Origin of the sequence: Mesorhizobium sp. LjRoot246, assembly GCF_964254115.1 — a bacterium.
In the GTDB taxonomy this organism is placed as follows: Bacteria; Pseudomonadota; Alphaproteobacteria; order Rhizobiales; family Rhizobiaceae; genus Mesorhizobium.
In genome coordinates this window covers 2,687,149-2,713,194 of sequence record NZ_CAXUSN020000001.1, presented here as the reverse complement: position 1 = coordinate 2,713,194, position 26,046 = coordinate 2,687,149, and the positions used below count along the sequence as shown (strand labels likewise).

Sequence of the window (26,046 nt, the reverse complement as noted above, 5' to 3'; positions counted from 1 at the left end):
ACCCCTGTCCTGACTATTCATCGCCCGGCACGCCGTAGCTCGGCGCATGGGATGGGTTGATCGCGCGGGTCACATAGGCATCGAGCTGTGGCTTGTAGAGTTCCCACAAGCTTGCCAGTTGCTCGATCGGGCAGTCGTCGGTCCAGTCGCAGCGCAAGTCCGCGACCGGCCACGCTACCTCGCGCACCAGCTTCATGCCGGCGGAATGGATAGGACCGGCCTCGCCGCCCGCTTTCAATGCGGCACGCATGGTTGCGATGAGGCGGTCGCCGAGATGCCCTTCCGACGCCAGGAAGGCCTCGACCATGGCTTGCGGCACGCCGTCATGGGCCAGCATGTTGCCGCCGCAAGCGACATTGTCCGCGCGTGCTTCCGCCCAGATGCCAAGCGCCTTGGGTCCTGAATGGATCGCGGTCGTTCCAGCGGCATCGACAGCCAGCACCTGCCGGTATTCGGGATAAGCGCCGGTGCGCTTCAATATGGCAACCGCCTCGGCGGCCGACGCGCCGCGCGCCAGCAATTCGAGGCCGCGCAGCCCAAGCGACGGATCGGTGACGTTCTGGCTGGCAATGGCGCCGGCGCCAGCCTGCGCATAGGCGCAGCGCGCCGCCACCGCCGGTGACGAGGAGGATACCGCGACCCCGAACATGCCGGTGCGGCTGCACCGCGCGACAATCGAAAAGGTCATCGCTATTAGTCCGGGATAACGGCGGTGCCGTCGATCTCGACCAGCCAGTCCGGCCGCGCCAGGGCCTGCACGACAAGGCCGGTCGAAACGGGATGCACGCCTTTGATGTACTCGCCCATAGTGCGGTAGACCGCCTCGCGATGGCGCACGTCGGTGATGTAGACCACCACCTTGACTAGGTGCTCCATGGTGCCGCCGCACTCCTCGATCAGCTGGCGGATGTTCTGCATGACCTTGTGCGTCTGCTCGACCGGATCATGGCTGTCGATATTCTTGGCCGTGTCGAGGTCCTGCGGACACTGACCACGCAGATAGACGGTCCTGCCGCCTCTCGTAACGACCGCCTGGCACAGATCATTGTCGAGCTTCTGTTCGGGATAGGTGTCTTTGGTGTTGAATTTGCGAATTCTTGTATGCGCCATCTTGGTCTCCGTCAGGTCAGGCTCGAGGTCGAGATCCGTTTCAGATGCCGTGTCTATGCCACCTTGGTCTCGCGCTTTGCGGACGCATGATAGGCCAGGTACTTGCGCTGCGTGGAAATATGGTCCGCCACATGCTGGGCGTCGTGCCAGACGCCCCAGATGAAGCTCGATCCGCGCCGCGATTGCCATGGCAGACCGAGGAAATAGATCCCGGGCTCGGTCGACACGCCGCGTTGATGCCTGGGCTTGCCCTTTTCGTCGAACACGTCGACCTTCAGCCAGTTGTAATCAACGGTGAATCCCGTTGCCCAGATGATCGAACCTATCCCGGCTTCCGCCAGGTTCAGCGCGAGAATGGGATCGGTCATGCATTGCGGGTCCGGCCCGATCTTGCGGGCCTCGGGCTCCAGGGGAAGGTTAAGGCCGTTGCGGGCGACATAGGCGTCGGCCTCGTCCAGCACCGACATGTAATTCGCATCGCCGCGCGCGATATTTTTGGCCAGATCGGGTGCGAAGGTCATCACTCCGTCCTTGTAGGATTCCGTCCGACCAACCAGCGTCATGCCTTGCGCGGCAAGGCGCCGGAAGTCGATCGTCTGGCCGCCCCGCGCACCACTGACCGCAATGGTGACATGTTCGGTGCCGGGCGCTGGCGCCTGGGCATCCCACTTGCCCAAAACGCCCAGCCACCAGCAGAAGTCACGCTCGCGATAGGCGCGCGGCGGCCGGTCATGCGGCCCAACCGAGAGATAGACGCGTCTTCCCGCACGCTGGAGTTCGTCGGCGATCTGCACTCCCGAGGACCCTGAGCCGACCACCAGAACCGTCCCTTTGGGCAACTGGCCGGGATTGCGATAGGCGCTGGAATGTATCTGCATCGGTCCGGCATCCCCGGGAACGACGGCCGGGATGACGGGATGCTGGAAAGCGCCGGTGGCGGCAACCACGCTCCTGGCCTCGATCACCCCATCCGAAGTTTCGACCTGGAAGCCGGCACGGCCGACAAGCCTTTGCACCTTCCTGACTTCCACACCGCAGCGGATGGGGGCGGCGATCATGTCGGCATAGGCGACAAAATAGTCCGCGACCTTCTCCTTGGCGATAAAGGCATCGGGGCTGGCATCCGGAAACTCCATGCCGGGAAAACGATCGTGCCAGGCCGGACCATTGGCAACCAGCGAGTCCCATCTTTCGGAGTGCCAGCGTTCGGCAATGCGGCTCCGCTCGAGCACGAGATGCGGCACGCCGCATTTGCTCAGATGCTCGCTCATGGCCAACCCCGCCTGGCCGCCGCCAACAACAAGCGTGTCTACTGTTTCGACTGGCATTTCAGCGGCCCTTTCTGGCTCTCCCCGAGAGTTTCTGCGGATGCGGCGGAGGTCTGATCGTTGGTTTACTGGAGGGACCGGATAGCGAAAATTACGATTTCATGTGGCAGTGGTTAGCTTGTCCCTAAATGCGGCTAGGCCAGCATCGCCACAGCCGCTTTTTCACCAATCATCATGGATGGCGCATTGGTGTTGCCGCCGATCAACGTTGGCATGACGGAGGCATCAGCGACGCGCAGATTGTCGAAGCCGCGCACCTTGAGGCCGGCAGGATCGACCACCGCCATGGCGTCGTTGCCCATCTTGGCCGTGCCAACCGGATGATAGACGGTCAGCGCCTCGGCACGCAGATAGGCGAGGATCTCGTCGTCGGTGTTCACGTCGGGTCCAGGCAGGATTTCCGCTCCGCGGATGCCGCCGAAAACCGGCGAAGCAAGGATCGAACGCGCGACCTTAATGCCTTCGACAAGGGTCAGGGCATCCTGTTCGTCGCTGAAGAAACGATGGTCTATGAGCATATCGCGGCGGGTGCCGTCGCGCTGAAGCGTGATTTCGCCGACGCTCCCGGGTCTCAACACACAGGTGTGCACGGCATAGCCGTGACCATATTCGACGAGCCGACCGCGATGGCTGCGATAGCCCGGCACGAAATGGAACTGAATGTCGGGCACGCTCCCGGCATACTTCGTCCTGGCAAAGCCGCCGGCTTCGACATAGTTGGTCGTCAGCATGCCTTTGCGCCGGGCGAAATATTGGAAGGGCGCCGCCAGCATCGCCGGAAGATTGGCGAGCGAGAGGCCGAGCGTCTTGCGGCTGTTCGATCGCACCGTGATCATGCCGTCGACATGGTCGCGCAAGTTCTTGCCGACGCCCGGCAGGTTCGCCGCGGGTTCAATTCCCGCTGCTTTCAGCTCATGCGCCGGACCTATGCCGGAAGCAAGCAGAATGCGCGGCGATCCGATCGCACCCGCACTCAGGACCATTTCGGCCCGACATCCCAGCCGTTGGGCTGCCCCGTCCCTGATCACGTTGACGCCGGTGACGCGCCCGCGTTCAATCGCCAAATCGAGAACCTCGACGCCTGACAATATCCGCAGATTCGGGCGGCCGAGAACCGGCCGGACAAAGGCGGTGTAGGCCGAGAAGCGCTCGCCCCTGTTCTGGGTGACGTTGTAGATGCCGAGGCCGAGTTGGCCGCCTGCATTGAAATCGCGGTTCTCGGGCAGGCCTACGCCCCTGCCCGCCTCTACCCACAGCCTGGATACGACATTGGGATCGCGCGGATTGTCGACCAGCAATTCGCCGTCGAACCCGTGATAGGCGGCGTCCTGCGACAGAAGGTTCCGCTCCAATTTCTTGAAGACCGGCAGGACATCGGCATAGGACCACCCGGCGCAGCCAAGCGCTGCCCATTCATCGTAATCCTGCGCGGCGCCCCGAATGTAGACCATCGAGTTGATCGAACTCGATCCGCCAAGAACCTTGCCCCGATTGACCGGTATGCGGCGGTTGTTGAGGAGCGGCTGCGGCACTCCCTTGTAGCCGTAGTCGAAGTTCGGATTGCCGTAGAGCGAGAGAATGCCGGCCGGCACGCGCACCCGGGTGCGGTCGTCGCTACCGCCCGCCTCGATCAGGCAGACACGAACTGCCGGGTCTGCGCTCAGCCTGTTGGCCAGGACACAGCCGGCCGAGCCCGCGCCAATGACGATATAGTCGAATTCCGTCGCCTCAATGCTCATGGCGTGCCTGCTTCATATTCCACACCGAAGACCACCGATGCCACCTAGTGCTCGTCGTCTTCGTCGTTCTTCAAGAGCTCGAGGATTTCCCGCTTCATGGCGATGAAGTTCGGCTCCATGACCAGATCCATGCTGCGCGGGCGCGGGAGGCCGACGCGGATTTCCTTCTTGATCTGGCCAGGCCGGCCGGACATGACGAGCACCCTGTCCGCCAGCAGGATCGCCTCATCGATGTCATGGGTAACGAACAGGACCGTCTTCTTGGAATGATCCCAGATCCTCAAGAGAAGCTTTTGCATGCTGTGACGGGTCTGGCTGTCTAGTGCCCCAAAGGGTTCGTCCATGAGCAGCACGTCCGGATCATTGGCGAGCGCACGGGCAATCGCCACGCGCTGCTTCATGCCACCCGACAACTGCGACGGGTAATGGTTGGCGAACTTTGCCAGGCCGACCTCGTGGAGAAAATGCTCGACAATAGCCTTGCGCTCGGCCGGCGCGATGCCCTTCCGCTTCGGGCCATATTCGACGTTCTGCGCGACGGTTAGCCAGGGGAACAGCGTGTAGGCCTGAAACACCATGCCGCGATCGGGACCCGGCTCGGTAACTGGCTTGCCGCCGACAACGATCATGCCGCCGGTGCGCTCCTCGAGACCGGCGACAAGATAGAGCAGGCTCGACTTGCCGCAGCCGGAGGGGCCGACGATCACGCAGAACTCGTTGGGCACGACATGAAACGAAATGCCGTCCAGCGCCAGGACCGCATTGTCACCCTTGCCGTAGCGCAGGACGACATTGTCGATGCCGATGTCGGAACTCTTCGGTTTCGTCGTAAGGTTCAGGGCGTCCATGTCTGCGTGTTCCTCAATTGGCCCAGGGAGCGACGAGGCGGCGGATGCCCCGGAACAATTGGTCGGTGCAAAGACCAAGGATGCCGATCATGGCGATGGCCATGAAGATCACGTCGACCTGGAAGCCACGCATGGCTTTGAGCGAGATGTAGCCAAGTCCGCTGCGGGCGGCGACGAGTTCGGCCACGACGAGATAAGTCCAAGCCCAGCCCATGGTGACACGCAAGACATCCAGAACATTCGGAAGCGTGGCCGGAAAGACGATGTGGAACACCGTGTCGCCTCGTTTCGTGCCGAGCGTATAGGCTGCGTTGACGAGGTCGCGCTGGACGCTACGGGCGCTGTCGGCGATCATGACCAGTTGCTGGAAGAAGACGCCGAAGACGATGACGGCGACGCGCTGCTCTATGCCGATCCCGATCCACAGGATGAAAAGCGGCACGAAGGATGTCACCGGCAAGTAGCGTATGAAATTGACCAGCGGTTCGAGCGCGGCCTGGACGACGCGGTAGGTGCCCATCATCAATCCGAGCGGCACCGCCACGACGCTCGAAATGACGAAGCCGATCAACACCACCTGGACGCTGGCGAAAACATGCTCCCACAGCGACCCGTCGGATGCCATACTGATCGTGGTGGACAACACGGATTCAGGGCGGGGCAGGAACGTTTCCTTGACCGCTCCGGAATAGGTCAGCGCGAACCAGCCGCCGATGACCGCGAACCAGACCATGACGCCCAGCGTGATGGAGAGAGAGCGCGGCACAGCCCGAAACGGTGTCGAGATGACTTTCAGGGCGGATCGACCGGCCTGAGCCTTTTCCACTCTCGTGGTCACGCCATTGCTGGCCAGAGAGCTCGTGTTCGGTGCTAGTGTCACGGGATAACCTTTTTGGGCCGTTTGGACCGGAGGCGCGAGGTCCGCCTCCGGTTCAGCCAAATCACTTTACAAGGTCAAGTTACTTGGCAGGGCCAAATCACTTCGCAAGGCCAAATCACTTCGCAAGGCCAAGTCACTTCGCAAGGAAGGATGTATCAACGAGGTCGTCGTACTTGATGTCCATCTTGAGCTTGCCGAAGCCGCCCCAAATATCGCCGCCCAGCTTGATCAGCTTGCCAGCTTCCCCACTCTCGCCGCCGGCAAAGAATTCGACATTGCGCTGCTTGCCGTAGAAGTTCACGCCCGCGGCGGAGGATGCGAAGTCCTTGGGATCCTTCAGCCAGCCGCCGACACCCTTGGCCATCACCTCGTAAGCCTTCTCAGGATTTTCCTTGATGAATTCATTGGCCTTGTAGAGACCCTTGACCAGCGCTTCGACATCGCCGGGGTTCTTCGTGATGTAGTCGCAGTTCAGCGCCACCACATCGACGATCAAGCCGGGCGTCTTCGAGGAGTCGACCAGGACCTGTCCCTTGTTTTCCTTCTTGGCCAGCGTCAGATGCGGTTCCCATGTGACGGCAACAGGAATGCGGTCGGCCATGAAGGCGGCGGCGGCATCGTCCGCCGTCATGTTGGTGATCTTCACATCGGCCTGAGTGAGACCGGCCTGCTTGAGCAGGATATTGAACCAGAACTGCGACACCGAGCCTTCGTTCAGCCCAACTTCCATTCCCTTGAGATCCGCGACGCTCTTGATCCCGCTGGGTGCGAGCACGCCATCGCCGCCATGGCTGTCATCCAGCGCATAGACCGACTTGAAGCAGACATCCTTTGAACGATACTTCATGATCTCGTCTATGGTCGAGGCGCTGCCATCGAGCTCGCCGGCGGCAACAGCTGCCATATACATCGATGCTTCCTCGATGATTTCGAGCGAGACATCGAGACCCCCTTCCTTGAAGTAGCCCATGTCACGCGCAAGAAAGAGCGGCCCGTATCCTACCCAGGTCGTCATGCCCAGTTTCAAGCTGCCAGCTTCGGCGTGGAGGCTCACCGACATGGCGCTCAGCGCAATCCCGGCCACAAGCGCGGCCCGGCGAAACTTCGAGATTATTGTCGTCATCACACGTTCCCCTGTTTTTCTGAATCGGGCATTTTCCCAGCCCGACCGAACCAACTCCGGACGCATCGCCGGAGCCTGCCGCCTGACGTTCTTTTTGTTTCTCTTTCAGCCGACGGTGAAGCAAAGCACGTTGGGTGCGCTGCACAAATTATGATTTTCAGTCGTTCGGCTTAGGCTGGACCTAATCAGACCGGTGCTGCGTCCGCGCCATCGCGATTTCGCCATCAGCACGCCAGCCTTGGACCGGTCGCCTTCCATCCGGAATTGCACAAAAACAAATGGTTGGAGCGGTTCAATGAATCAGACGTTGAACCGCTCTTCTTTCAGCGGCGCGCCGGCCATAGGCTGGACCGAGACAGGCACGCGTCCGGCCCAACTCAAGCGGCTTGATCGTCCCGCTCGCCGTTGATCTCGCGCAGCAGCCTTTCGATGTCGGCTTTCGGAAACCGCTGGCGAAACCGACGGTCGAAGGTCGTGAAGATGCCGACGAAGGAGTTGGCGCAGTGCTCCAGCATCGTGTCCGCCTCCTGCGCGGAGATGCCGAACTGGCTCTGCAGAAACGCGATGAATTTTCGACGCGCGTCCGGATTTTGAAGCACGAAGGCCGGCTGCGTATCCCTTTCGATGCGCCGATGCTCCGAGACGGCTGAGATGGTCCGCAAATCCGCCATCAGCCGGATGTCGCGCGAGGACGCACCCACCTCGATGGCGATCGTGTCGCTGTCGAGCGTCCAACCCCCGTGCACCGGATCGAAGGCGCAGAGATCCTGCGCCGGCAGCTCGATGGTGATCCGGCGGCTCTCGCCGGGGCGCAGCGCAACCTTGCAGAAACCCTTCAGTTCGCGGATCGGCCGTTTGAGGCGAGGCTTGCCGTAACGGGCATAGAGCTGGCAGATTTCCTTGCCTTCCACCGTGCCGGTGTTGGTCACGGTGAAGCTCGCGCAGACGCGCTCACCGCGCCGGATTTCCAACCGGTCCAGCGAGAGATCGGAATAGGCGAACTCGGTAAAGCTCAAGCCGAAGCCAAACGGAAAAAGCGGTTCGACATCGCGAGCATCGTACCAGCGATAGCCGACATGGATGCCTTCGCTATAGACATGGCGCCCGTTCTCGCCCGGATAGGTGAGATGTGTCGGCATGTCCTCCACCCGTTTCGGGAAGGTCGTGGTGAGCTTGCCGGACGGACTGACCCTGCCGAACAGGACATCGGCAAGGCCGCCGCCCATGGCTTGGCCGGAAAAGAACGTTTCGACCACGGCCGGCACCTTGTCGATCCACGGCATGACGACGGCGTCGGGGCTGGCAATGACGACGACCAGATTTGGATTGGCGGCGGCAAGCCGTTCGACCAGTTCATCATGGCCAGGGGCCAGATCGAGCGTCCGGCGGTCGGAGCCCTCCCCGTCATAGCCGCTCTCCACATTGACGAACACGATGACGATGTCGGCCCCGGCGGTACCCTTCTCGGCCTCAACAATCAGCGCCTGGCGCTCCTCGGCGATCCCGCTCGTCCCCTGGAACACGTCGATCTGGATATCGGCGCCGGCTAGTTTCCGGATTTCATCCAGCGGCACGTCGACCGAGGTCGGTGGCGTCGTGGCGCAGCCGGAACCCTGGATGACGGGGATGCGGGCTCCCTCGCCCACAATCGCAAGACGCTTCACCTTCGCTGGCGAGATTGGCAGGAGTGCGCCGTCGTTTTTCAGGAGAACGATGGATTCGGCCACCATCCGCCGGGCAAGCGCATGATGCTCGGCGCGATCGAAAACCCGTCCCCGGACTTCCCCGTGCTTGGCGCGCCGGATCAGGCCGAGCATGCGTGCACAGGCCCTGTCGAGCACGGCTCGGTCCACCCTGCCCGCCTCGATCGCCTCCAGCAGGTCGGCCTTGCGCGTTTCGCTTTCCGGCATGTCGAGGTCGTTGCCGGCCATCAGCGACGCCGGTCGATCCTTGATGCCATGCCAATCGGAGACGACTAGGCCGTCATAGCCCCACTCGCCTCGCAACACCTCGTCGAGGAGCCAAGGGTTTTCGGCCGCCTGGACGCCGTTCAGGCGATTGTAAGAACTCATGACGGTCCAGGGATCGCCCTTGGCTATCGCGCGCTCGAAACCGCGAAAATATATCTCGCGCAGCGCGCGTTCCTCGACTACGGAATCCATGGTCGTCCGCTCGACTTCGGAATTGTTGCAAGCGAAATGCTTCAGCGACGCGCCGACGCCGTTTTCCTGCAGGCCGCCGATGACACCGGCCGCGAAATCCCCCGTAAGGATCGGGTCTTCGGAATAATATTCATAGGAACGGCCGCCAAGCGGGGTACGGCGGATATTGATCCCCGGTCCGAGCAGCAGATGAACGCCCGCTTCCTGGCATTCGCGGGCGAGAGCCTCGCCCAGCCCACGCGCCAGGTCCATGTCCCACGAACAGGCAATGCTGCAGCCGTTTGGAAAGCAGGTTGCGGGCCTGATCAGTCCCCAGGCGATCTGCACGTCATCCGCCTTCTGGTTGACCACGGAGAGAAACGCCGCGAAATCCTGGCCCCCGGCTTCATCCCCGTCGATCTGCGGAATGGAGTAACGCACCCCGTAGGTGCCGTCGGTCATGACGATCTGCGGGATGCCCAGACGCTCGATCGCCGCCGACTTCCACATGCGATGGCCCGAAACAAGCGCCACCTTCTCCGCATCCGTCATCTCTTCGATCAGCGCATCGAACGCGCCATCCATCAGTCTTTCATACGACAACCGAAATCTCCATGGATGCTTTGGCGGCGTTTGTGCCGCCAGTTGATCGGGCTCTCGCTTTTCTCACAACCGCCGTTCGGTGGCCGCTGAAAAGAAGGAGGCCTTGGCCATGTCGAACCGCAGGCCGACCTCCTTGCGCATAGAGCGGGCGGCATCGACGCCGAGCCTGACGCTCATGCGTTTGCCCAGGCAATCGAACCAACCGAGCGCATCGGCGCCCAGAAGTTCGGTGAAGGCAAGTCTGGCGAGAATACTGTCGGGCGACTCTGGCTCGACGATGCCGACGTCCTCGCAGCGAATGCCGAGCACGGCCTCGCCCGCGGTCGAAGGATCTTCGAAGGAATAGGCGGACGCGTTGATGCCGCGCTCACCGGCCAGAAAGCGCCCCTTGCCGTCTAGGCTGCCCCAGAGAAGGTTCATGGCAGGCGACCCCACGAAGCCGGCCACGAAGAGGCTTGCCGGCTTCTCGTAGATCGACTGAGGATGGGCGAACTGCTCGACCCTGCCCTTGTGCATCACGGCGACGCGATCCGCCATCGTCATGGCCTCGATCTGGTCATGCGTCACATAGATCATGGTCGACTTCAGCGTCTCGTGCAGTTGCTTGAGTTCGACGCGCGTCTCGGCGCGCAGCTTGGCGTCGAGGTTCGACAGCGGTTCGTCGAAAAGGCAGATGCTGGACGAGCGCACGAGTGCTCGGCCGATCGCGACACGCTGGCGTTGACCGCCGGACAACTGGCTCGGCTTGCGGTCGAGCAGTGCCTCGATCTGCAGCAGCTTCGCCACCCAGTCCACCTTTTGCAAGATCGTCGCCTTGGGCGTGCCGGCGACTTCCATGCCGAAGGAGAGATTGCGCCGCACGGTCATGGCAGGGAAAAGGGCGTAGGATTGAAACACCATCGCCAGTCCGCGCTGGCTCGGCTCCAGGCCACTGACATCGACCGCGTCGATCACGATCTGGCCGGAGTCACAATCGTCAAGTCCTGCGATGACGTTGAGCAGGGTCGACTTTCCGCACCCCGAGGGACCCAGAATGACGATGAATTCGCCGGGAGCGATCTCCATGTCGACCGAATCCAGCACGGTGAGACCGGCGAAGGACTTCCTGATTTTTCGGACGGATACACTGGACATTGCTAACCCTTCACAGCGCCGGCGGCGATGCCGCGCACGAAATAGCGGCCGGAGAGGAAATAGACGATGAGCGTCGGAATGGCGGTGATGATTGCGGCCGCCATATTGACGTTGGGCGACGCCGAACCCCGGGCATTGTTGACGATGTTGGTGAGCTGGACCGTCATCGGCAGATTGTCGTTGCCGGCAAAGATCAGCCCCAGCAGATAATCGTTCCATATGCCGGTGAATTGCAGGATCGCCACCACGACTAGGATGTTGGTCGACAGCGGTAGAATGACGGATCGGAACGTTCTGAGAAAGCTGGCGCCTTCCATGCGCGCGGCCCGGCTGATCTCCTCCGGCACGCCGACGTAGAAGTTGCGGAACAGCAGCGTCGTATAAGGCAAGCCGTAGACGACATGGACGAGGATGATACCGCAATAGGTGCGGAACAGACTAAGGCTGCTCAGGATCTTCACCGTCGGATAGAGCATCGCCTGATAGGGGATGAACAGGCCGACCATGACGAGGAGCATGATCAGATTGGCATGGCGCGACTTCCACTGAGCCAGTGCGTAGCCGTTGAGCGCCCCCGCCAGCGTCGAGATCACGACGGCCGGAACGGTGATCTTGATCGAGTTCCACAGGCCTGGGCGCACCCCGCCGCAGTCGAGCCCGGTGCAGGCGCTTTTCCACGCCGTCACCCAGGCATCGAAAGTCGGCTTGACGGGGAACGCGAGAAGATTGCCCTGGCGGATTTCCTCCATCGGCTTCAGCGAGTTGCTGATCACCAGGAGCAACGGCAGCAGGAAGAAGGCGGCCGATACGAACAGGAACGCGTAGAGGCCGAAGCGCGCCGCGCGCGGTCCGAACACGGACCGTTGGCCAGGAGAGCTTTGCATCACATGCGCCTCCTGAACTCACTGTAGAAATAGGGCGCCAGCAACAACAGCGACAGGACTAGCATCGAGATCGAGGCGGCGGAAGCGAGGCCCAGATTGACCCGCGCGAAGTAATAGTCGACGGCGAACTTCGCCGGCATTTCCGTGGCGATGCCAGGCCCTCCCTTGGTCATGGCGATGACAAGGTCGTAGCCGCGTATAACGTCCGACATCAAAAGCACGACGCAGGACGTCACGACGGGCCGCATCCCGGGGAAGATGACTTGCAGATAGGCGCGCCAGAGGGGAATGCCCTCCATGCGGATCGCCTTCCAGAGATCGTCGTCCACACCGCGCAAGCCGGCGAGAATGATGACCATGATCAGCCCCGCCGAATGCCAGATGCCAGCAATGACCAGCGTGTAGATCGCCCGGTCTGGATCGGTGAGCCAGTCGAAGGTGAAATTCTCCCAACCCATGCCGCGCACCAGCCCCTGCAAGCCGTTCACAGGATCGAGCACCCAGCGCCAGGACAGGCCGGTGACGATCAGCGATACGGCGAGCGGATAGAGGAATATGGTTCGAAACAGCGACTCGGCCCGGATGCGGCGGTCGGCGAAAACGGCAAGCAGCGTGCCGAAGGCCAGCGTGCCGACGATATAGAGCACGCCGAAAATCACCATGTTCAGGCAAGACACCAACCAGCGCTGGTTGGTGAAGAGCTTGATATACTGGTCGAAGCCCGTGAAATTGTAATTGGGTATCAGCGTCGACCGCGTCAGCGACATGTAGCCGGTCCACAAGATCGACCCATAGAAAAACACCGCGACGACGCCGAAGAAGACGACGACCGTAATGTCCGGTCTAAAAGTCTGCCGATGCAACCAGGTTCTCATGAAACCGCTTTCCGGATCATAGATGCGTCACGCCGGGCGATCCGCGAACGCAAGGGTTGGCAACCGGCCAGCGTTGCCGCCGGCCGGTTGCGCGATCCTTATTCGCTCTGCAGGATTTTGCCGAAGCTCTCGACCGCCGCTTCCGTGGTCATGGATTTGTCGGTCCAGAACTGCCCGGCCAGATCCGTCACCTGGCCGTTGAGATCGCCTGCGAGCGCGTCATAGGCGGCCTGGACCGCGGCGCCCGGCGTGGCAAGCGTTTTGGATCCGATTTGCGCGCAGGTGTCGAGCTTGGACGTATCCACGTCCGTGCGTGACGGGACGGAGCCTTTGACCTCGGCGATCTTTTCCTGGACGGCAGGCTCCATGATCGAGTCCGCCAGCAGCGTCTGACCCTTGATCCGATCGTCATCGGTGTTCACCGGGAATGCAAAGATATCGATCAGGATCGCGTAGCCTGGCTTTTCCGCCGGCGTCAGCAAGCAGCCGAAATCCTTGCCGGCGACCTTGCCCGCGGCGAGGAACTCGCCCCGCGCCCAGTCGCCCATGAACTGGAAACCGGCCTTGTCGGTGACGACGAGGTTCGTCGTGTCGTTCCACGAGCGGCCGGGGCTCGCCGGATCCGCATAGGTCGATGCCTTGCGGAAGATATCGAAAGCCTTGGTCAGGACCGGCGACTTGAGCGCATCGGGCGATCGCTTGACGATCAGCTCATTCCAGTATTCGGGACCGCCGAGAGCGAGGATCGCGCTGTAGAGTATGCCGACTTGCTGCCAGGGTTCGCCGCCGGTGGCGATGCCAATGCCGCCCGACGCCTTGATCTTGTCGGCGGCCGCGAAAAGCTCGTCGAAGGTCTTAGGTTCGCTGATCTTGAGTTTCTCCAGAACGGGCTTGGAATACCAGACCCAGTTCTGCGCATGCACCCCGACGGGCAGGGCGACGAGGTGGCCATCGACGTTGAGCTTGTCCCACACAATCGGCGCCATCACCTTTTGCCAGCCGCCCTTGGCGGCGAGATCGTCGAAATTGCGAAGCTGGCCGGAGGCGGCAAGGTCGCGCAATGCCGAGCTCGGCGTCATCAGGATCGCCGACGGCGGCTTGCCGCCGGCAATCCGGCTGGTTGCCGCCGCAAGCGCCGCGTCGAAATCGGCCGACGGGCTGTCGATCCATTTTCCGCCGCGCTCCTTGAAGCTGTCGGCGATCGTGTTCATTGCCTTGGATTCACTCGAACTCGTCCAGTAGTGCTGAACGTCGACGGTCTGGGCGAGCACCGGACTAGAGGCAGCGAACGTGCCCAGGATGCTCATCGTGGACAATAGGTGGCGAAATTTCATGGCAGTTCCCCTTTGGTTGGCATTGATTGCACGGTCTCTGTTCCCGAGACGCTCGGTCCGGCACCGCGCGAGGCGGCGCCCAAATGTCTATGCAGCCTTGGTGAGCGTCATCCCCATCTCCTTATTAAGGCTGTCGAGGAATGCGGCCATTTCGGCCTTGGAGATTGTCTCCCCCGCGACCCAGGCGACGGTCTTGTGGATTCCGAGGAACGAGCCGGCGCAGTATTCGAGCATCTTGTCGGCTTCCTGATCGCTGAGATCGAGCCGCTGCTTGAGAAACGCGCGGAAGCGCTGGCGGGCGAATTCGTGTTCGAAGACCAGGAAGGGCTGGCTTTCGACATTGAGGAGGGTGGAGGCCAGTGCCGCGGCTTCAACCTCGACCGTCCGCTCCAGACGGATGTCGCGAGAGGACGCGCCGACCTCGAAGGTCAGGCTGCCCGCATCGAGCAGCCATTGGCGATGCTGCGGGTCGTAGTAGCGCAAATCGCGGCTCTCGATCTTGATCTCGACGCGCCTGGTTTCACCCGGTTCGAGAGAGACCTTGGCGAAGCCCTTGAGCTCTCGGATCGGGCGGATCAGGCGAGGGTTGTGCGGACGCGCATAGACCTGCGCGATTTCCTTGCCGGCGACGCTGCCGGTGTTGGTGATATCGAACGCCAGCGTGATCGTGCTCGACGCTTCGATCCGATCGGCATCGACCGACAGGTTGGAATAAGCAAAGCTGGTGTAGCTCAGCCCGAAACCGAACGGAAACAGCGGCGCAAGCTTGCGCTTGTCGTAGAAGCGATAGCCGACATGGATGCCCTCCGAATAGACGTGGCGGTCGCCCTCGCCGGGATAGGTGAGACAGCCCGGTATGTCCTCGACTTGGACGGGGAATGTCACGGTCAGCTTGCCGCACGGAGTCTGGCTGCCGAACAGAATATCGGCGATGGCGCTGCCGGCACCTTGCCCGCCGAAGAAAGCCGCAACCACGGCCGCGACATCGCGGACCCAGGGCATGACCACGGCGTCCGGCGTCGCCAGAACGACCACGATTTTGCTGTTGCGCGCGGACAGCCGCTCGATCAGGGCGTCCTGGCCGTCATGCAGATTGAGATGCCTGCGGTCGGAACCCTCGCCGTCATAGCCAACTTCGGTGTTGGCGAAGAACAGCACAATGTCGGCGGCATCGACCGCTGCAAGCGCCGCCGCCTCTGATCCGGCTCCGGCCTCGAAATCCGCGACGGCATGATAGTCGATGTCCACACCGGGCGCACGTTTGCGGATCTCTTCCAGCGGGATATCGACCTCGGTTGGCCGCGTCGTGGCACAACCGGAACCCTGGATGACCGGCTCCACGGCTGCCGCTCCGACGACCGCGATCTTTTTGAGCTTCGCAGACATCAGGGGAAGGGCAGCATTCTCGTTCTTCAGGAGCACGATCGACTCGGCCGCCATGCGCCGGGACAAGGCATGGTGCCTTGGGAAGTCTGCCTCGGCATTCGGCTTCGCATTGTTGCGGGCCAGACGCACAAGCTTCAGGATGCGCTTGCACGAGCCGTCAAGCGTCTCCATCGACACCTGGCCGCCTTCGATCGCCGCCAGAAGTTCCTGCTTGCGGGCGCCGCTTTCAGGCATATCGAGGTCATTGCCCGCATTCATCGAAGCCGGCCGGTCCTTGATGCCGTGCCAGTCGGACACGACGACACCTTCATACCCCCACTCGTCGCGCAGCACCTCGGTCAGCAGCCAGTGATTTTCGGCGGTCTGCACATCGTTGAGCCGGTTGTAGGAGCTCATGACAGTCCAGGGGCTGCTCTTGCGGATCGCCCTTTCGAAACCGGCGAGATAGATCTCGCGCAGGGCGCGTTCCTCGACGACCGAGCTCATCGTCGTGCGCTGGACCTCGGAATTGTTGCACGCGAAATGCTTGAGCGACGCCCCCACCCCATTGTGCTGAAGGCCGTTGATGACGGCGGCCGCTATATCACCCGTCAGCAGAGGATCCTCGGCGTAATATTCATAGCTTCGGCCCGCCAGCGGCGTACGACGGATATTGACGCCCGGGCCGAGCAATATGTTGACGCCGAACGCCTGGCATTCGGCGGCGAGCGCTTCGCCGAGTTCATAGGCGAGGCCGAGGTCCCACGAGCAGGCCAGGGATGAGCCATTCGGAAAGCAGGTTGCCGGACGGGTGGAGCCGAAGGCGCTGTCGACCCCTGTCGAGAGATCGGTGTTGACGACGCTCAGGAACGAGGCGAGCTGGTTGTCCGCGTCATGCGCCCCGTCGATCTGGTCGATCGAATAGCGAACACCGTAAGTGCCGTCGGTCATCAGCAGTTCGGGAATGTTGAGACGGTAGTTGGCGACCGTGCGCCAGAGGCCGTGGCCGCTAACCATCGCGACCTTCTCCTCGACGCTCATTTGCGCCAGCAGACCGGTCAGTTCCTTGTCAGAAATATTCCAGGTCATCGTCATTCCATATGCTGTTGCGGACGCGCTGGTCGTTCCTGGATGCTCGCCTCATCATTGCGGCGTCGCCGCTGTGCCAGGAGACGGCCTATTGATGACACGCTGCCGCGGCTCTCTTCTAGCCGTGGAACTTGCGCTGGAACTACGACAGTTTTTGATATCTATTAAGCCGGCTGCCCTGGGGACCGTCATGAATATCGCTTATCTCAAAACCGACGCCGAACTGCAAATCCGCGACGGCAGATTCGAGGATCACGCGCCGGCGGAGGATTTTCACTGCCGTGCCTTCATGCATGGCCGCGCCAATGTCCCCTACCACTGGCATCGTGAAATGGAGATACTTTTCGTGCTGCGAGGCAGCTTCCGCCTCATCGTTGACGAACAGGCCTGCGAGATGAAGCAGGATGATGTGATCATCATAAACAGCGACGTCCCGCACAATTCGACGTCGATTTCGCGCGATGCGCTGATCTGCGGCGCTCATCTCGACGCCGGCTATTTCGAGCGCATGGGCCTGCCCGGTTTTGCATCACGGCAGTACCTATGCCGCTCCTTCCTCCACGGCCGTCCGTTCATGAACAGGATCGCTCCGATAAAGGCTTTCATGGCCCGGCTGATCCTCGATCAGACCAGCCGCCCGGAGGAGGTTATCGTCCGGCAGACTGTCGCCAATCTTCTTGCCTGTTTCATCTATCGACAGATTCCGCATCAGAAAGCGGATGGCGACACAATGCCGCTGCGCTCCGACAGTCGAAACCGCATCCTGAGGATCATGGGCGCGGTCGAAGGACAGCTGGACAATCAGCGGCTGAGCGCGATTGCCGCGGCCGAGGGGCTGACGCTGAGCCACTTGTCCCGCCTGTTCAAGCGCCATTTGGGGATCGGTTACCGCGACTATTGTCAAAACCTGCGCCTCGACACCGCGGCAGACGAACTTCACCGGACAGATCATACCGTTGGCGTCATCATGGAACGAAACGGCTTCGGCAATCCTGCCGTGTTCTACAACAAGTTCAGGGGCCGTTTCGGGCGTAGCCCCGCGGAGTTTCGCCGCGCGCGCCACCTGCCGGGAGTACAAAGCGCACTCACGCAAGAGGATACCGTGGAGGCGCAAAGAATCCTCCTCCACTATGCAGCCGATCTCGGCAAGGCCGCCGAAATCGCGGTCGGCATCAATGCAACGGGACGCAAACAAATTGCGCTGCGTGCGCCACATAGCGCAAGCTTGAACTGAACCTGTCAGGCTCGACGGCATTCCGAGAATCGTGTCATCAAAAGCGATAGCCGTGACGTATTTGACATTCGTCAGAGTCTGAGTTTCGCCAGAAAGGTTAGAAAGCAAAGATGACTGCGTGAAGTGCGGCATTGCGGCACCTCGCATAAGCGAGCCATGCCCGAAATCATCTTGCTTGCGAAAGATCTTGCGCGATTTCAGAAGAAGACATGGACAAATACCGAGTACTCGACAGGTTTCGCGTTGGCGTGGCGCGGGCCGTCGGACGCTATTCGCGTACCAGGCGCCCGGTTCCCCACCAGATCACCGATACCACTATGATCGAGACATAGCCGTCCACCGCGTAGTGCCATCCTGTGTAAACCGACCCATACATGATCAAGGCAGCGAAGATCCAACCGAGAACGCCAAGCCAGCGGTTGAGCGAGGAAAGGAAGTAGGCGTTCAGCGTGGCAAGAGCCACATGCAGGCTGGGCATGGCCGAGATGCCGCCTCCCAAGCCTGCATTTCCTGTCGTGTGCAGGGTCAAAAGATACTCAGCGTATTCTCGGACGATGACGCTGGACTCCAAACCGGACATGGCGACCCTGAGATCACCGAAGCGGTCGCCGCCGACGAAGTGATCATAGTAGATCGGACCAACGGACGACAGCAGGAGGGCGAGGAAGGTACCAACGATGGAGATGGTCAATGCCACCGCCCAGAGATAGCGAATGCGCGCTATCCGATCCGACCACATAGCAACGAAAAGAATCATTCCAAACCATTGCGCAAACCAAAGCACATCGTAACATTTGAAAACAAAGAACGCCCATAAGTCGCGATCGAGGCGATGCGCCAATTCCCACGGCGCCGCTCCATGTATCCACCCGTCCAGATCCGCAAGCCATGGGTCGGCATAGAACGGGACGATTCTCGGGATCATGCTCTTGTGGGTGGAAAACGCAGTCATGCCGACGAGGAAGAAAAGGAGCACCGGCACGCAACTCCGCCAGCGCGTTCGAAGCAGCTCAACGGCGTATCGCGTCGGTGCCTGACGGCCGAAAATGAGAGCCGCGGTGCCAACGCCGCCAACCAACAGTATCGGAACGGCGGCGATGAAATTTTCGCCGTAAATCCGACTTAGAGCCACGAAAGATCGCGGGTCCAGGAAGAATGCGGCGAGCACATAGACGCCTACACAGAATGCCAGTCTCACCGACCATTTTGCGGAAGGGCTGTAATGCGAAACTTCTGTAACTAAGACCACGGCAATTTACCATTGTCTAATATGATTTATTTCCGAAAGCACTCTATCGATACTGAGCCGATATTACTGATAAGTTACTTTGGATCGATCGCGATGCGCATTTCCCAGGCACGCCGCCGAGACCAGCAGCGAAACGGGGCATGACGACCAGCGCCGGCTGGATCAAATGCAATGTTCCCGCCGTCGTAGCCGTAGGGATTGCGCACCACGCTGGTGCTGCCGACCGATAGTCGCAGCTGTCATGGATATGTCCGTGCACCCATAGGGCAGGCCGTCGCATTCGATCACCTCGCAGAGGTCTGACGCAAAGGCGGCATTCAACCAATCGCCCTTGAAGCGCGAAGGACATCTCAGCTTCAGATCTCCCGAATTACGAATTACCGTGTCTCACCTACGGGGTGCAGTCCAGTGCACTATTTTCTGTTCACCGCCTGTACGAGCATGGCAGGTCAAGCGGTCAATCCCGGCACATGCTCAAAGCCAATGTCGGGATGACGTCTGCCGTTTCATGTCGTTCTTCGGTTTCAACAAAAGCTGTGACTAATCAGCCTCCCGCGCCTTCGCTAATATCCGCATCACGACAGCATTTGTAGTAATCTCACTTTGAAAGCCTCGGCCGAGAATCAGCCGGGGTGGCGGGCAGCTGGTTGTGGCGACACTCAACGCGCAGGTTCTGGATTTCCTCGACTGGTGGCTCGATGAGCTGCGAGGGATCTGGATGCGGATTGTTCGCAAGCAGAAGCAATCCTCCACAAGCGACTGGATCGTCAGCTTGGCGGATGACGGCATCCGCGCCCGCGAGGCCAATGCGCCGGAGTTCCAGTCGATCCCTTTGGCACTCATCGCCTCTTCGGACGAGGTTCTGGCGCTCCTCCAGAGCGGGCCTCGGCGCAAGCGGCCGACCTTCGATATCCGAATGGAGCCCGGGTTGTTCCTGACCCGGCAACTGGCGGCGCGGCGGCTGCCACTTCGGCAGGCACGCGACATGGCCGAACTCGACCTTCTGGCCTCGACGCCGATCGATCCGGCGCAGGTTCATATCGTCTTCGCCAGGCACGCCGGGCAGGACTGCTTCTACCACGTCGTTAAGATGAAGACGCTTGCCGCGGTGCTGGAAGCGGTGCGCCGGGCCGGAGGGTCGGTCCGCTGCCTTTCGCTGTCGAAAGCCGAGAGCACGCTGAGGGCCGATCCGCTCAGCCTCGCCGCCATCTGGCCGCCGACGGCGCGCGACCGGCGCGGCAGAACCACTTGGATCGCGGCCTGTTCGATGCTGGCCGGGGTCGTGCTGGTCACCTTCGCGCATGCGCACTGGCGCAGCTGGCAGGCGGGCGCCGAACTGGACGCGCGGATCGCCGATGCGCAGGTGCTGGCCAAGGCGGCACGCAGCTCGCTGCAGAAGCGCCAAGCCGGCATCGAGCAGGTCGAAAAGATCCGCCAGGAAAAGAAGACGACGGCGTCGCTGGTCCGCGTCTGGGCCGAGCTGACGCACCTGCTTCCCGACACGACATGGCTGACCGATCTTTCTGCCAAGGGCGACGACCTGACCATCACAGGGTTTTCCGCCTCGGCCGCCGAACTGATCCAGCCGCTCGATGCCTCGCCGCTGTTTTCGGCACCCGAATTCGCGGCACCGGTGGTCAAGGTTCCCGGTCAGGAGGGCGAACACTTCACCATTTCGGCCAAGATCGGAGCGCTCTGACAATGCTCTCCGCCGTCCTCAACATCAGGCCGCTGGTCCGCCGCATCATAGCGCTGACCCTTGCAGCGGTGACCGCCTGTGTCCTTGCCTGGGTGGTGTTCGCGGCACTCGACAGTGTCGCCTCGGCGCAAGCCGGGATCGAGGAAAAGCGAGAGCTTCTCGGCCAGTTGCAGAGCGTGGCGGCACTGGCCAAGCGCCTCGACAGCACCGCCAGTCCCGTAGCCGCGGCAAATCCCGAATTTCTCACCGGCGAGAGCGAAGCCATCATTCGCGGCGGGCTGCAAAAGCGGCTGAACGCAATCGCAGTCGCCAATGGCGTGAACGTGCTGTCGGCCGGCAATGCACCCGTGCTCAGTGAAGGCGGCGTGGATTTCATCGGGCTACGGGCCAACCTTTCGGGACCGCTGGAGGGCATTCACAACGCTGTCCTCGCCATCGAAACATCGCTGCCGGTGCTGTTTATTCGCGAGGCCACGGTGCGCACGACCGATGTCGGACCGGCTGCCGGACGGACCGGCGACCCTGAGATCTTTGCCGATATCCTGTTTTACGGTCCGCTGCAAACGCAGAGCAGGCCAGCCGCCAGCGGGGTCAAGCCATGACCCGGAAAGTCACCGGCCTGGCGATTGCGGCCATGATCGCGGGGCTCGCCCTGGTCAATGTCGCACTCTACAACACACCTGTCGACATCACGCCCATCGCCTCCGGGAAAGGCCATGACGGCGGATTGGCATCGACGGAAGGGTCGCTGCAGTTTCCCGAGGCCGGCGATTTCAGCGAGACGTTCCAGCGTCCGCTGTTTACGCCGACCCGCCGGAAAATCGTGCCGCCGCTGGCGCCGCCACAACCGGTGGAGGTTGCCATCGCACCGGCCGAGCAGCCAGCGGCGCCGCCGCCCGAAGCCGCATCGGCCGTTGCGCCATCGCTGCTGGGCATCAGCAGAAACGGCGGAGCGGCAAAGGCCCTGTTGCGCGTCGCGGGCAGCGACGCGGCCGTCTGGTACGGCAATGGCGAGACCATCGACGGCTGGACGGTGTCGGCGATCGACAAGGATCAGGCTGTGCTCGAGCGGGACGGCAAGGTGGCGCGCATCCTGCTTTATCCGCCATGGAAGAACCTCCCGCCACCACCACCGCCCCCTCCGCCACCGCCGGTCCCGGAATTATGAGCGGCCGCGCCTCTCACGACATTGCCAGCGAAGGCGGCGAAAGCGCCGGCGCCGGCTTTTCGCTGGTCGCCGTGCTGGTGTTCATGCTGATCGTCTCCGCGATCGTCGTGCCCTTTGCCGTGACGGCGAAAACGCGGCTGATGATCGCCAACAACGAAGTCGAACAGGAGCGCCTGTCTCTGCTTGCCGAAGGCCTCGGCAATGTGGTTGCAACCGAATTGACCGGCGGCTCGGGGACGAAGACATTTCCGCTGGATTCCGCGCCAGCGGTGTGCCGGTCGGGTGCGTTCAGCTTCGATGTGCGCGTCCAGGATCACGGCGGACTGGTCGATCTCAATGCCGCCGACGACCGTTTGCTGGCGCTTGGTTTCGCATCGCTCGGCTTCGGGCAGCAGGCGTCGCAAGCTCTGGCCGAGGCCGCGATCCGGTTTCGAGACAATGCCAAACTGTTCGCCGGCCAGCCCCGGCCCAGAAGCGCCGTCGGGCCGCCACAAGACAAGCAGGCGCCGTTCGAATCGGTGTCCGAACTGCAGGAGTTCGCGGCACTTGCGTCAGTGCCCCTGCAGGCCCTCCATGCTGCCTTCACGGTCAACTCGAAGCGCGGCACGATCAGCGCCGATCGTGCGCCGAGCCGTCTTCGCGCTGCGCTTGCCACCGGTTCCAGCGCCGCGATCGTTCAGGCGGCCGAGGCATCCGCCTACACGGTCGACGTGGTCGTCAGACGCGACGGATCCGGCATCACCGGCGAAGCCGGGTTCATCGTCGAGAAATCTCCGGTCAGCGAGACGGCGTTCTGGCGCGTCTCGCGAAGCCCCGCCCGTGAAGCGGGCGAATTGCCGGCAGTCGCCGGCGGTGCCGGCTGCGAGGTGCTTTTCGGCGTGGAAGCCGCACGGCTCCTGCAGGGATGGAGCTCATGAACGCTTCCGTCCAGCCCCAGGGGATAGAGGCGTTTCTAGCCTTTCTCGAGGGCGAGAAAGTGCTGACCGCGCACGCGGCCCAACGCGCCTTGGGGGCAGCGCGAACGTCAGGACATCCGTTCGATACCGTGATGACAGAACTCGGGCTGATCGGCGAGCAGGACCTTGCCAACAGCCTCAGCCGATACCTCCAGGCACCGACGCCGGTCGAAATCCCCGAACAGGTCGGCCCCGAAATGCTGGCAGGCGTGCCACTCGCCTATCTGAGGGAAAACGCGATCCTGCCGCTGCAGATGGATGCCGAGCGGTTGGTGGTCGCCGTGGCCGATCCGTTCTCCTCGGCAACCATCGACGCGCTCGCCTTTCATTATGAGCGGTCCCTGGCGCTGCGCATCTTGCCGAGGCGCACGATCACCGAATGCATCGATCGCATCGAGCAATCGGCCCTGGCGGCCGTTTCAAACGGCGGCGGCAGTGGCGAGATCCTGGATTTTGGCCCCGACGACCTCGAACGGTTGAAGGATTTTGCCCGCGAGGCGCCGATCGTCCGCTTCGTCGCCGAAACCATCCACAAGGCGGTCGATGCAAGAGCCACCGACATTCACATCGAACCGCTCGAGGATCACGTCCGCATCCGCTTCAGGCATGACGGCATGCTGTCCACCGTCGACACCGCCTCGATTGCGATGCTGTCGGGCATCTCCACCCGCATCAAGATCCTGTCGCGGCTCAATATTGCCGAACGGCGCCTGCCGCAGGATGGGCGCATGCGCATTGCCGTGCGTGGGCGCGACGTCGACTTGCGCGTCTCGGTCATTCCGTCGATCCACGGCGAAGCCATCGTGCTTCGGATTCTCGACCGCGCCGGCGTCGAATTGAAGTTGGGCAAACTGGGTTTCGACGACGCCGCGCAAGCCAAGATTCGCTCCATGTCGCAAGCCGCCAACGGCATCGTGCTGATCACCGGACCGACCGGCAGCGGCAAGACGACGACGCTTTATTCCATCCTCGCCGAGCGCTCGCGGCCGGACGTCAAGATCTTCACCGTCGAGGACCCGGTCGAGTACCGGATGGCGGGGATCACCCAGTTGCAGGTCAATCCGGCGATCGACCTCGACTTTGCCGCCGCACTGCGTTCGATCCTGCGGCAGGACCCCGACATCATCCTGCTCGGAGAAATTCGCGATCGCGAGACGGCGCAGGTCGCGGTCCAGGCGGCCCTCACCGGCCACCTGGTGTTTTCGACGCTCCACACCAACAGTGCCGCTGGCGCACTGACGCGGCTTCGCGACATGGGCATCGACGGCTATCTGCTCGGCGCGACGATCAGGGGCGTCATCGCACAACGGCTGTTGCGCCGTATCTGCCCGACCTGCCACGGCGCGGAACAGACCGGTCCGGCCTGCCGCGCCTGCAACGGCTCCGGCTATAGCGGGCGCACGGTGACCTACGAGATGCTGCAAGTGTCGCCGCGCATCGCCGAGCTCATCGACCAGGGCGCCGGCGAAATGGAGATCGGGAAAATTGCCGCCGAGGACGACCTCGTGCCGTTATCGGCCCACGCAACCGCCCTTGCCCGGTCGCAGGTCACCACGATGGACGAAGTCCGGCGTGTCATCGATCTGGCAGGAGACGGCTGATGCCGGCCTTTGCCTATCGCGCCTATCTGGTCGACGGCAGCACCGAGGCCGGCGTTCTCGATGCGTCGACCAAGCAGGATGCCGCGCGCAAACTGGCGCAGCAGGGCCGCCGTTCCTATCATCTTGCGCCGGTGAATGGCGACAAGCAGCAGCTTCGCCTGCCGGGACGCAGCGCGCTGACGTTCACCCGGAAAGTCGATCTCAGCCGGCTGTTTTCGGAGCTTTCGGTGCTCCTAAACGCCGGCTTCACCGTCGACCGCGCTTTGGGCGCGGTTATTTCGGGCGAGGCCAACGGTCAGCGGCGCCAACAATTGCAATCGGTGCTCGATCTCACGACCGGCGGCCGGCCGATCGCCGAGGCATTTGCCGGCCTGCCGGGCATCACCTCCGACGTCGCCGCCCTGCTCGCCAGCGGCGAGCGCAGCGGCAAGATGGCCTATATCTGCCAGCGGCTGGCGGACACGTATGAGGCAACCGCCAAGCGCCGTGCTGCAGTCATCGAGGCCCTCGCCTATCCTGCTTTCCTGCTGCTGGTCATGAGCGGGGCGCTGGTCATTCTGGCGACCGTCCTGGTGCCCGCATTGGAACCGATCTTCGAAGGCTCATCCGCCCCCAAGCCGTTCACCATGACCATGCTGTCGGCGTTCGGCACGGTGTTTCGCGACTATCCGTTCGTCTTCCCGCTGGCGGCGGTCCTCGGCCTGCTTGCCTGGCTTTTTCTGTCCCGGTCCACCGGTGCCAGAAAACGCCTGTCGCATTGGCTGTTGAAGATCCCGCTCATCGGCCGGCTCGTCAAGGACGCGGTCGTCGCGCGCTATCTGGAAACGCTTGCGCTGCTGCTCGGCAATGGCGTGGCGATGACCGAGGCGCTTGGCCTGGCCGCCAACGTCTCCAGGCAGAGTTCACTGGCGGCAAGCTTCGCAGCGATCGAAGAAACCGTAGCCAATGGCGCCCGCCTGCATGGCGCGATCGTCAAGGCAGGGATTTTCGATCATGCGACGATGTCGCTGGTCTCGCTCGGCGAAGAGGCGAACGCCCTTCCCGTGGTGCTGGATCGGGCGGCGAAAATGCTCCAGCTGACGCTGACGAGACGGATCGACACGGTGCTGAAGCTGCTGACCCCGGCGCTGACGATTTCGCTCGGCTTTCTTGTTGGCAGCCTGGTCATTTCGGTGATGACGACCATCCTCAGCATCAACGATCTGGCTCTGCAATGACAGCCGTGAGAGCCAGCGCACCGGAGAACGCAACGGCCGGATTTACCCTGGTCGAGATGCTGGTCGTGCTGGCGATCATGGCCCTTGTCGCGACCATCGCCGCACCGGGGCTGGTCAGCAACTATCGAACCAAGAACCTGGAGACGCTGGCCGGCGAGATCACCATGCGGCTGCGCCTGTTGCGCACATCGGCCATCGCTACCGCCAAGCCCCGGCAGGTCATCGTCGATCTCGGCGCCCGCGCCTTCCGTTTTGGCGAGCGGGACACGCTCACTTTGCCGGACGATGTCAAGATGACCGTAACCACCGGCCAGGAGACCATCATCGCCGACCGGCAGACGGTCCTGACCTTCCTTCCCGATGGCAGCGCATCCGGCATGGACATCGCCCTCGAGCGAAAAGGGCGGACCGCACGCATCGCGGTCAACTGGCTGACCGGGCTTTCAACCTGGCGCGCGCTTCCATGACA

The 26,046-nt window shown here is 62.1% G+C and carries 23 protein-coding genes; 9 read left to right on the top strand and 14 right to left on the bottom strand.

Annotation, left to right across the window (positions count from 1 at the left end; all coding sequences use genetic code 11):
• Positions 1-13: 13 nt before the first annotated feature.
• From ACSQ3L_RS13030 to ACSQ3L_RS13000, 7 genes are all read right to left on the bottom strand, one after another.
• Positions 14-688, bottom strand: a complete 675-nt coding sequence (locus ACSQ3L_RS13030; RefSeq protein WP_436160318.1) for a DUF1028 domain-containing protein — start codon at positions 686-688, stop codon at positions 14-16.
• 5 nt (positions 689-693) lie between these two features.
• Entirely contained in the window at positions 694-1,110 is a 417-nt protein-coding gene (locus ACSQ3L_RS13025) for a RidA family protein (protein WP_023809426.1), read from the bottom strand.
• Positions 1,111-1,163: 53 nt separating this feature from the next.
• Positions 1,164-2,438 carry a flavin-containing monooxygenase gene (locus tag ACSQ3L_RS13020; RefSeq protein WP_436160317.1) on the bottom strand — a complete coding sequence of 425 codons (1,275 nt, stop codon included), beginning with the start codon at positions 2,436-2,438 and terminating at the stop codon, positions 1,164-1,166.
• Between the two features lie 134 nt (positions 2,439-2,572).
• The gene (locus ACSQ3L_RS13015) at positions 2,573-4,177 is read right to left on the bottom strand and encodes a GMC family oxidoreductase (RefSeq protein ID WP_436160316.1); all 1,605 of its coding nucleotides are present in this window, start codon (positions 4,175-4,177) and stop codon (positions 2,573-2,575) included.
• A 44-nt stretch (positions 4,178-4,221) separates the two neighbouring features.
• On the bottom strand, positions 4,222-5,025 hold the full coding sequence (locus ACSQ3L_RS13010) for an ABC transporter ATP-binding protein (RefSeq protein WP_436160315.1): 804 nt from the start codon (positions 5,023-5,025) through the stop codon (positions 4,222-4,224).
• 13 nt (positions 5,026-5,038) lie between these two features.
• Positions 5,039-5,863, bottom strand: a complete 825-nt coding sequence (locus ACSQ3L_RS13005) for an ABC transporter permease (protein WP_436160314.1) — start codon at positions 5,861-5,863, stop codon at positions 5,039-5,041.
• A 175-nt stretch (positions 5,864-6,038) separates the two neighbouring features.
• On the bottom strand, positions 6,039-6,965 hold the full coding sequence (locus ACSQ3L_RS13000; protein WP_436163423.1) for an ABC transporter substrate-binding protein: 927 nt from the start codon (positions 6,963-6,965) through the stop codon (positions 6,039-6,041).
• Here ACSQ3L_RS13000 and ACSQ3L_RS12995 point away from each other — a divergent pair.
• Positions 6,964-7,182, top strand: coding sequence for a hypothetical protein (locus ACSQ3L_RS12995; RefSeq protein ID WP_436163570.1), 219 nt, complete (start codon positions 6,964-6,966; stop codon positions 7,180-7,182). The genes ACSQ3L_RS13000 and ACSQ3L_RS12995 overlap by 2 nt on opposite strands.
• A gap of 223 nt (positions 7,183-7,405) precedes the next feature.
• Here ACSQ3L_RS12995 and ACSQ3L_RS12990 read toward each other — a convergent pair whose 3' ends face one another.
• From ACSQ3L_RS12990 to ACSQ3L_RS12965, 6 genes are all read right to left on the bottom strand, one after another.
• Positions 7,406-9,754 (bottom strand): beta-glucosidase family protein, encoded by a 2,349-nt coding sequence (locus tag ACSQ3L_RS12990; protein ID WP_436163422.1) that lies wholly within the window; start codon positions 9,752-9,754, stop codon positions 7,406-7,408.
• Between the two features lie 81 nt (positions 9,755-9,835).
• Positions 9,836-10,906, bottom strand: coding sequence for an ABC transporter ATP-binding protein (locus ACSQ3L_RS12985; protein ID WP_436160313.1), 1,071 nt, complete (start codon positions 10,904-10,906; stop codon positions 9,836-9,838).
• Positions 10,907-10,908: 2 nt separating this feature from the next.
• Positions 10,909-11,790 carry a carbohydrate ABC transporter permease gene (locus ACSQ3L_RS12980; RefSeq protein ID WP_436160312.1) on the bottom strand — a complete coding sequence of 294 codons (882 nt, stop codon included), beginning with the start codon at positions 11,788-11,790 and terminating at the stop codon, positions 10,909-10,911.
• Positions 11,790-12,665, bottom strand: coding sequence for a carbohydrate ABC transporter permease (locus tag ACSQ3L_RS12975; RefSeq protein ID WP_436160311.1), 876 nt, complete (start codon positions 12,663-12,665; stop codon positions 11,790-11,792). Before ACSQ3L_RS12975 ends, ACSQ3L_RS12980 begins: the two co-directional genes overlap by 1 nt.
• Before the next feature lie 98 nt (positions 12,666-12,763).
• Entirely contained in the window at positions 12,764-13,999 is a 1,236-nt protein-coding gene (locus ACSQ3L_RS12970; protein WP_436160310.1) for an ABC transporter substrate-binding protein, read from the bottom strand.
• A gap of 87 nt (positions 14,000-14,086) precedes the next feature.
• Positions 14,087-16,453 carry a beta-glucosidase family protein gene (locus tag ACSQ3L_RS12965; protein ID WP_436160309.1) on the bottom strand — a complete coding sequence of 789 codons (2,367 nt, stop codon included), beginning with the start codon at positions 16,451-16,453 and terminating at the stop codon, positions 14,087-14,089.
• A gap of 94 nt (positions 16,454-16,547) precedes the next feature.
• Between ACSQ3L_RS12965 and ACSQ3L_RS12960 the strand changes: the two genes are divergently transcribed.
• Positions 16,548-17,687: a helix-turn-helix domain-containing protein gene (locus tag ACSQ3L_RS12960; protein WP_436160308.1), complete on the top strand. Its 1,140-nt coding sequence runs from the start codon at positions 16,548-16,550 to the stop codon at positions 17,685-17,687.
• A 268-nt stretch (positions 17,688-17,955) separates the two neighbouring features.
• Here ACSQ3L_RS12960 and ACSQ3L_RS12955 read toward each other — a convergent pair whose 3' ends face one another.
• Complete coding sequence (locus ACSQ3L_RS12955; protein WP_436160307.1) at positions 17,956-18,855, bottom strand: phosphatase PAP2 family protein; 900 nt, start codon at positions 18,853-18,855, stop codon at positions 17,956-17,958.
• 730 nt (positions 18,856-19,585) lie between these two features.
• Between ACSQ3L_RS12955 and ACSQ3L_RS12950 the strand changes: the two genes are divergently transcribed.
• Genes ACSQ3L_RS12950 through ACSQ3L_RS12920 form a run of 7 tightly spaced genes read left to right on the top strand, consistent with a single transcriptional unit; the run spans position 19,586 to position 26,044 of the window.
• Positions 19,586-20,635 (top strand): PilN domain-containing protein, encoded by a 1,050-nt coding sequence (locus ACSQ3L_RS12950; RefSeq protein ID WP_436160306.1) that lies wholly within the window; start codon positions 19,586-19,588, stop codon positions 20,633-20,635.
• Between the two features lie 2 nt (positions 20,636-20,637).
• On the top strand, positions 20,638-21,237 hold the full coding sequence (gene gspM, locus ACSQ3L_RS12945; protein WP_436160305.1) for a type II secretion system protein GspM: 600 nt from the start codon (positions 20,638-20,640) through the stop codon (positions 21,235-21,237).
• Positions 21,234-21,803, top strand: coding sequence for a hypothetical protein (locus tag ACSQ3L_RS12940; protein WP_436160304.1), 570 nt, complete (start codon positions 21,234-21,236; stop codon positions 21,801-21,803). The genes gspM and ACSQ3L_RS12940 overlap by 4 nt, the downstream gene beginning before the upstream one ends.
• Complete coding sequence (locus ACSQ3L_RS12935; RefSeq protein WP_436160303.1) at positions 21,800-22,720, top strand: hypothetical protein; 921 nt, start codon at positions 21,800-21,802, stop codon at positions 22,718-22,720. Before ACSQ3L_RS12940 ends, ACSQ3L_RS12935 begins: the two co-directional genes overlap by 4 nt.
• The gene (locus ACSQ3L_RS12930; protein WP_436160302.1) at positions 22,717-24,360 is read left to right on the top strand and encodes a GspE/PulE family protein; all 1,644 of its coding nucleotides are present in this window, start codon (positions 22,717-22,719) and stop codon (positions 24,358-24,360) included. The genes ACSQ3L_RS12935 and ACSQ3L_RS12930 overlap by 4 nt, the downstream gene beginning before the upstream one ends.
• Positions 24,360-25,577: a type II secretion system F family protein gene (locus tag ACSQ3L_RS12925; protein WP_436160301.1), complete on the top strand. Its 1,218-nt coding sequence runs from the start codon at positions 24,360-24,362 to the stop codon at positions 25,575-25,577. Before ACSQ3L_RS12930 ends, ACSQ3L_RS12925 begins: the two co-directional genes overlap by 1 nt.
• On the top strand, positions 25,574-26,044 hold the full coding sequence (locus ACSQ3L_RS12920; RefSeq protein WP_436160300.1) for a prepilin-type N-terminal cleavage/methylation domain-containing protein: 471 nt from the start codon (positions 25,574-25,576) through the stop codon (positions 26,042-26,044). Before ACSQ3L_RS12925 ends, ACSQ3L_RS12920 begins: the two co-directional genes overlap by 4 nt.
• The last annotated feature ends 2 nt before the right edge of the window (positions 26,045-26,046 follow it).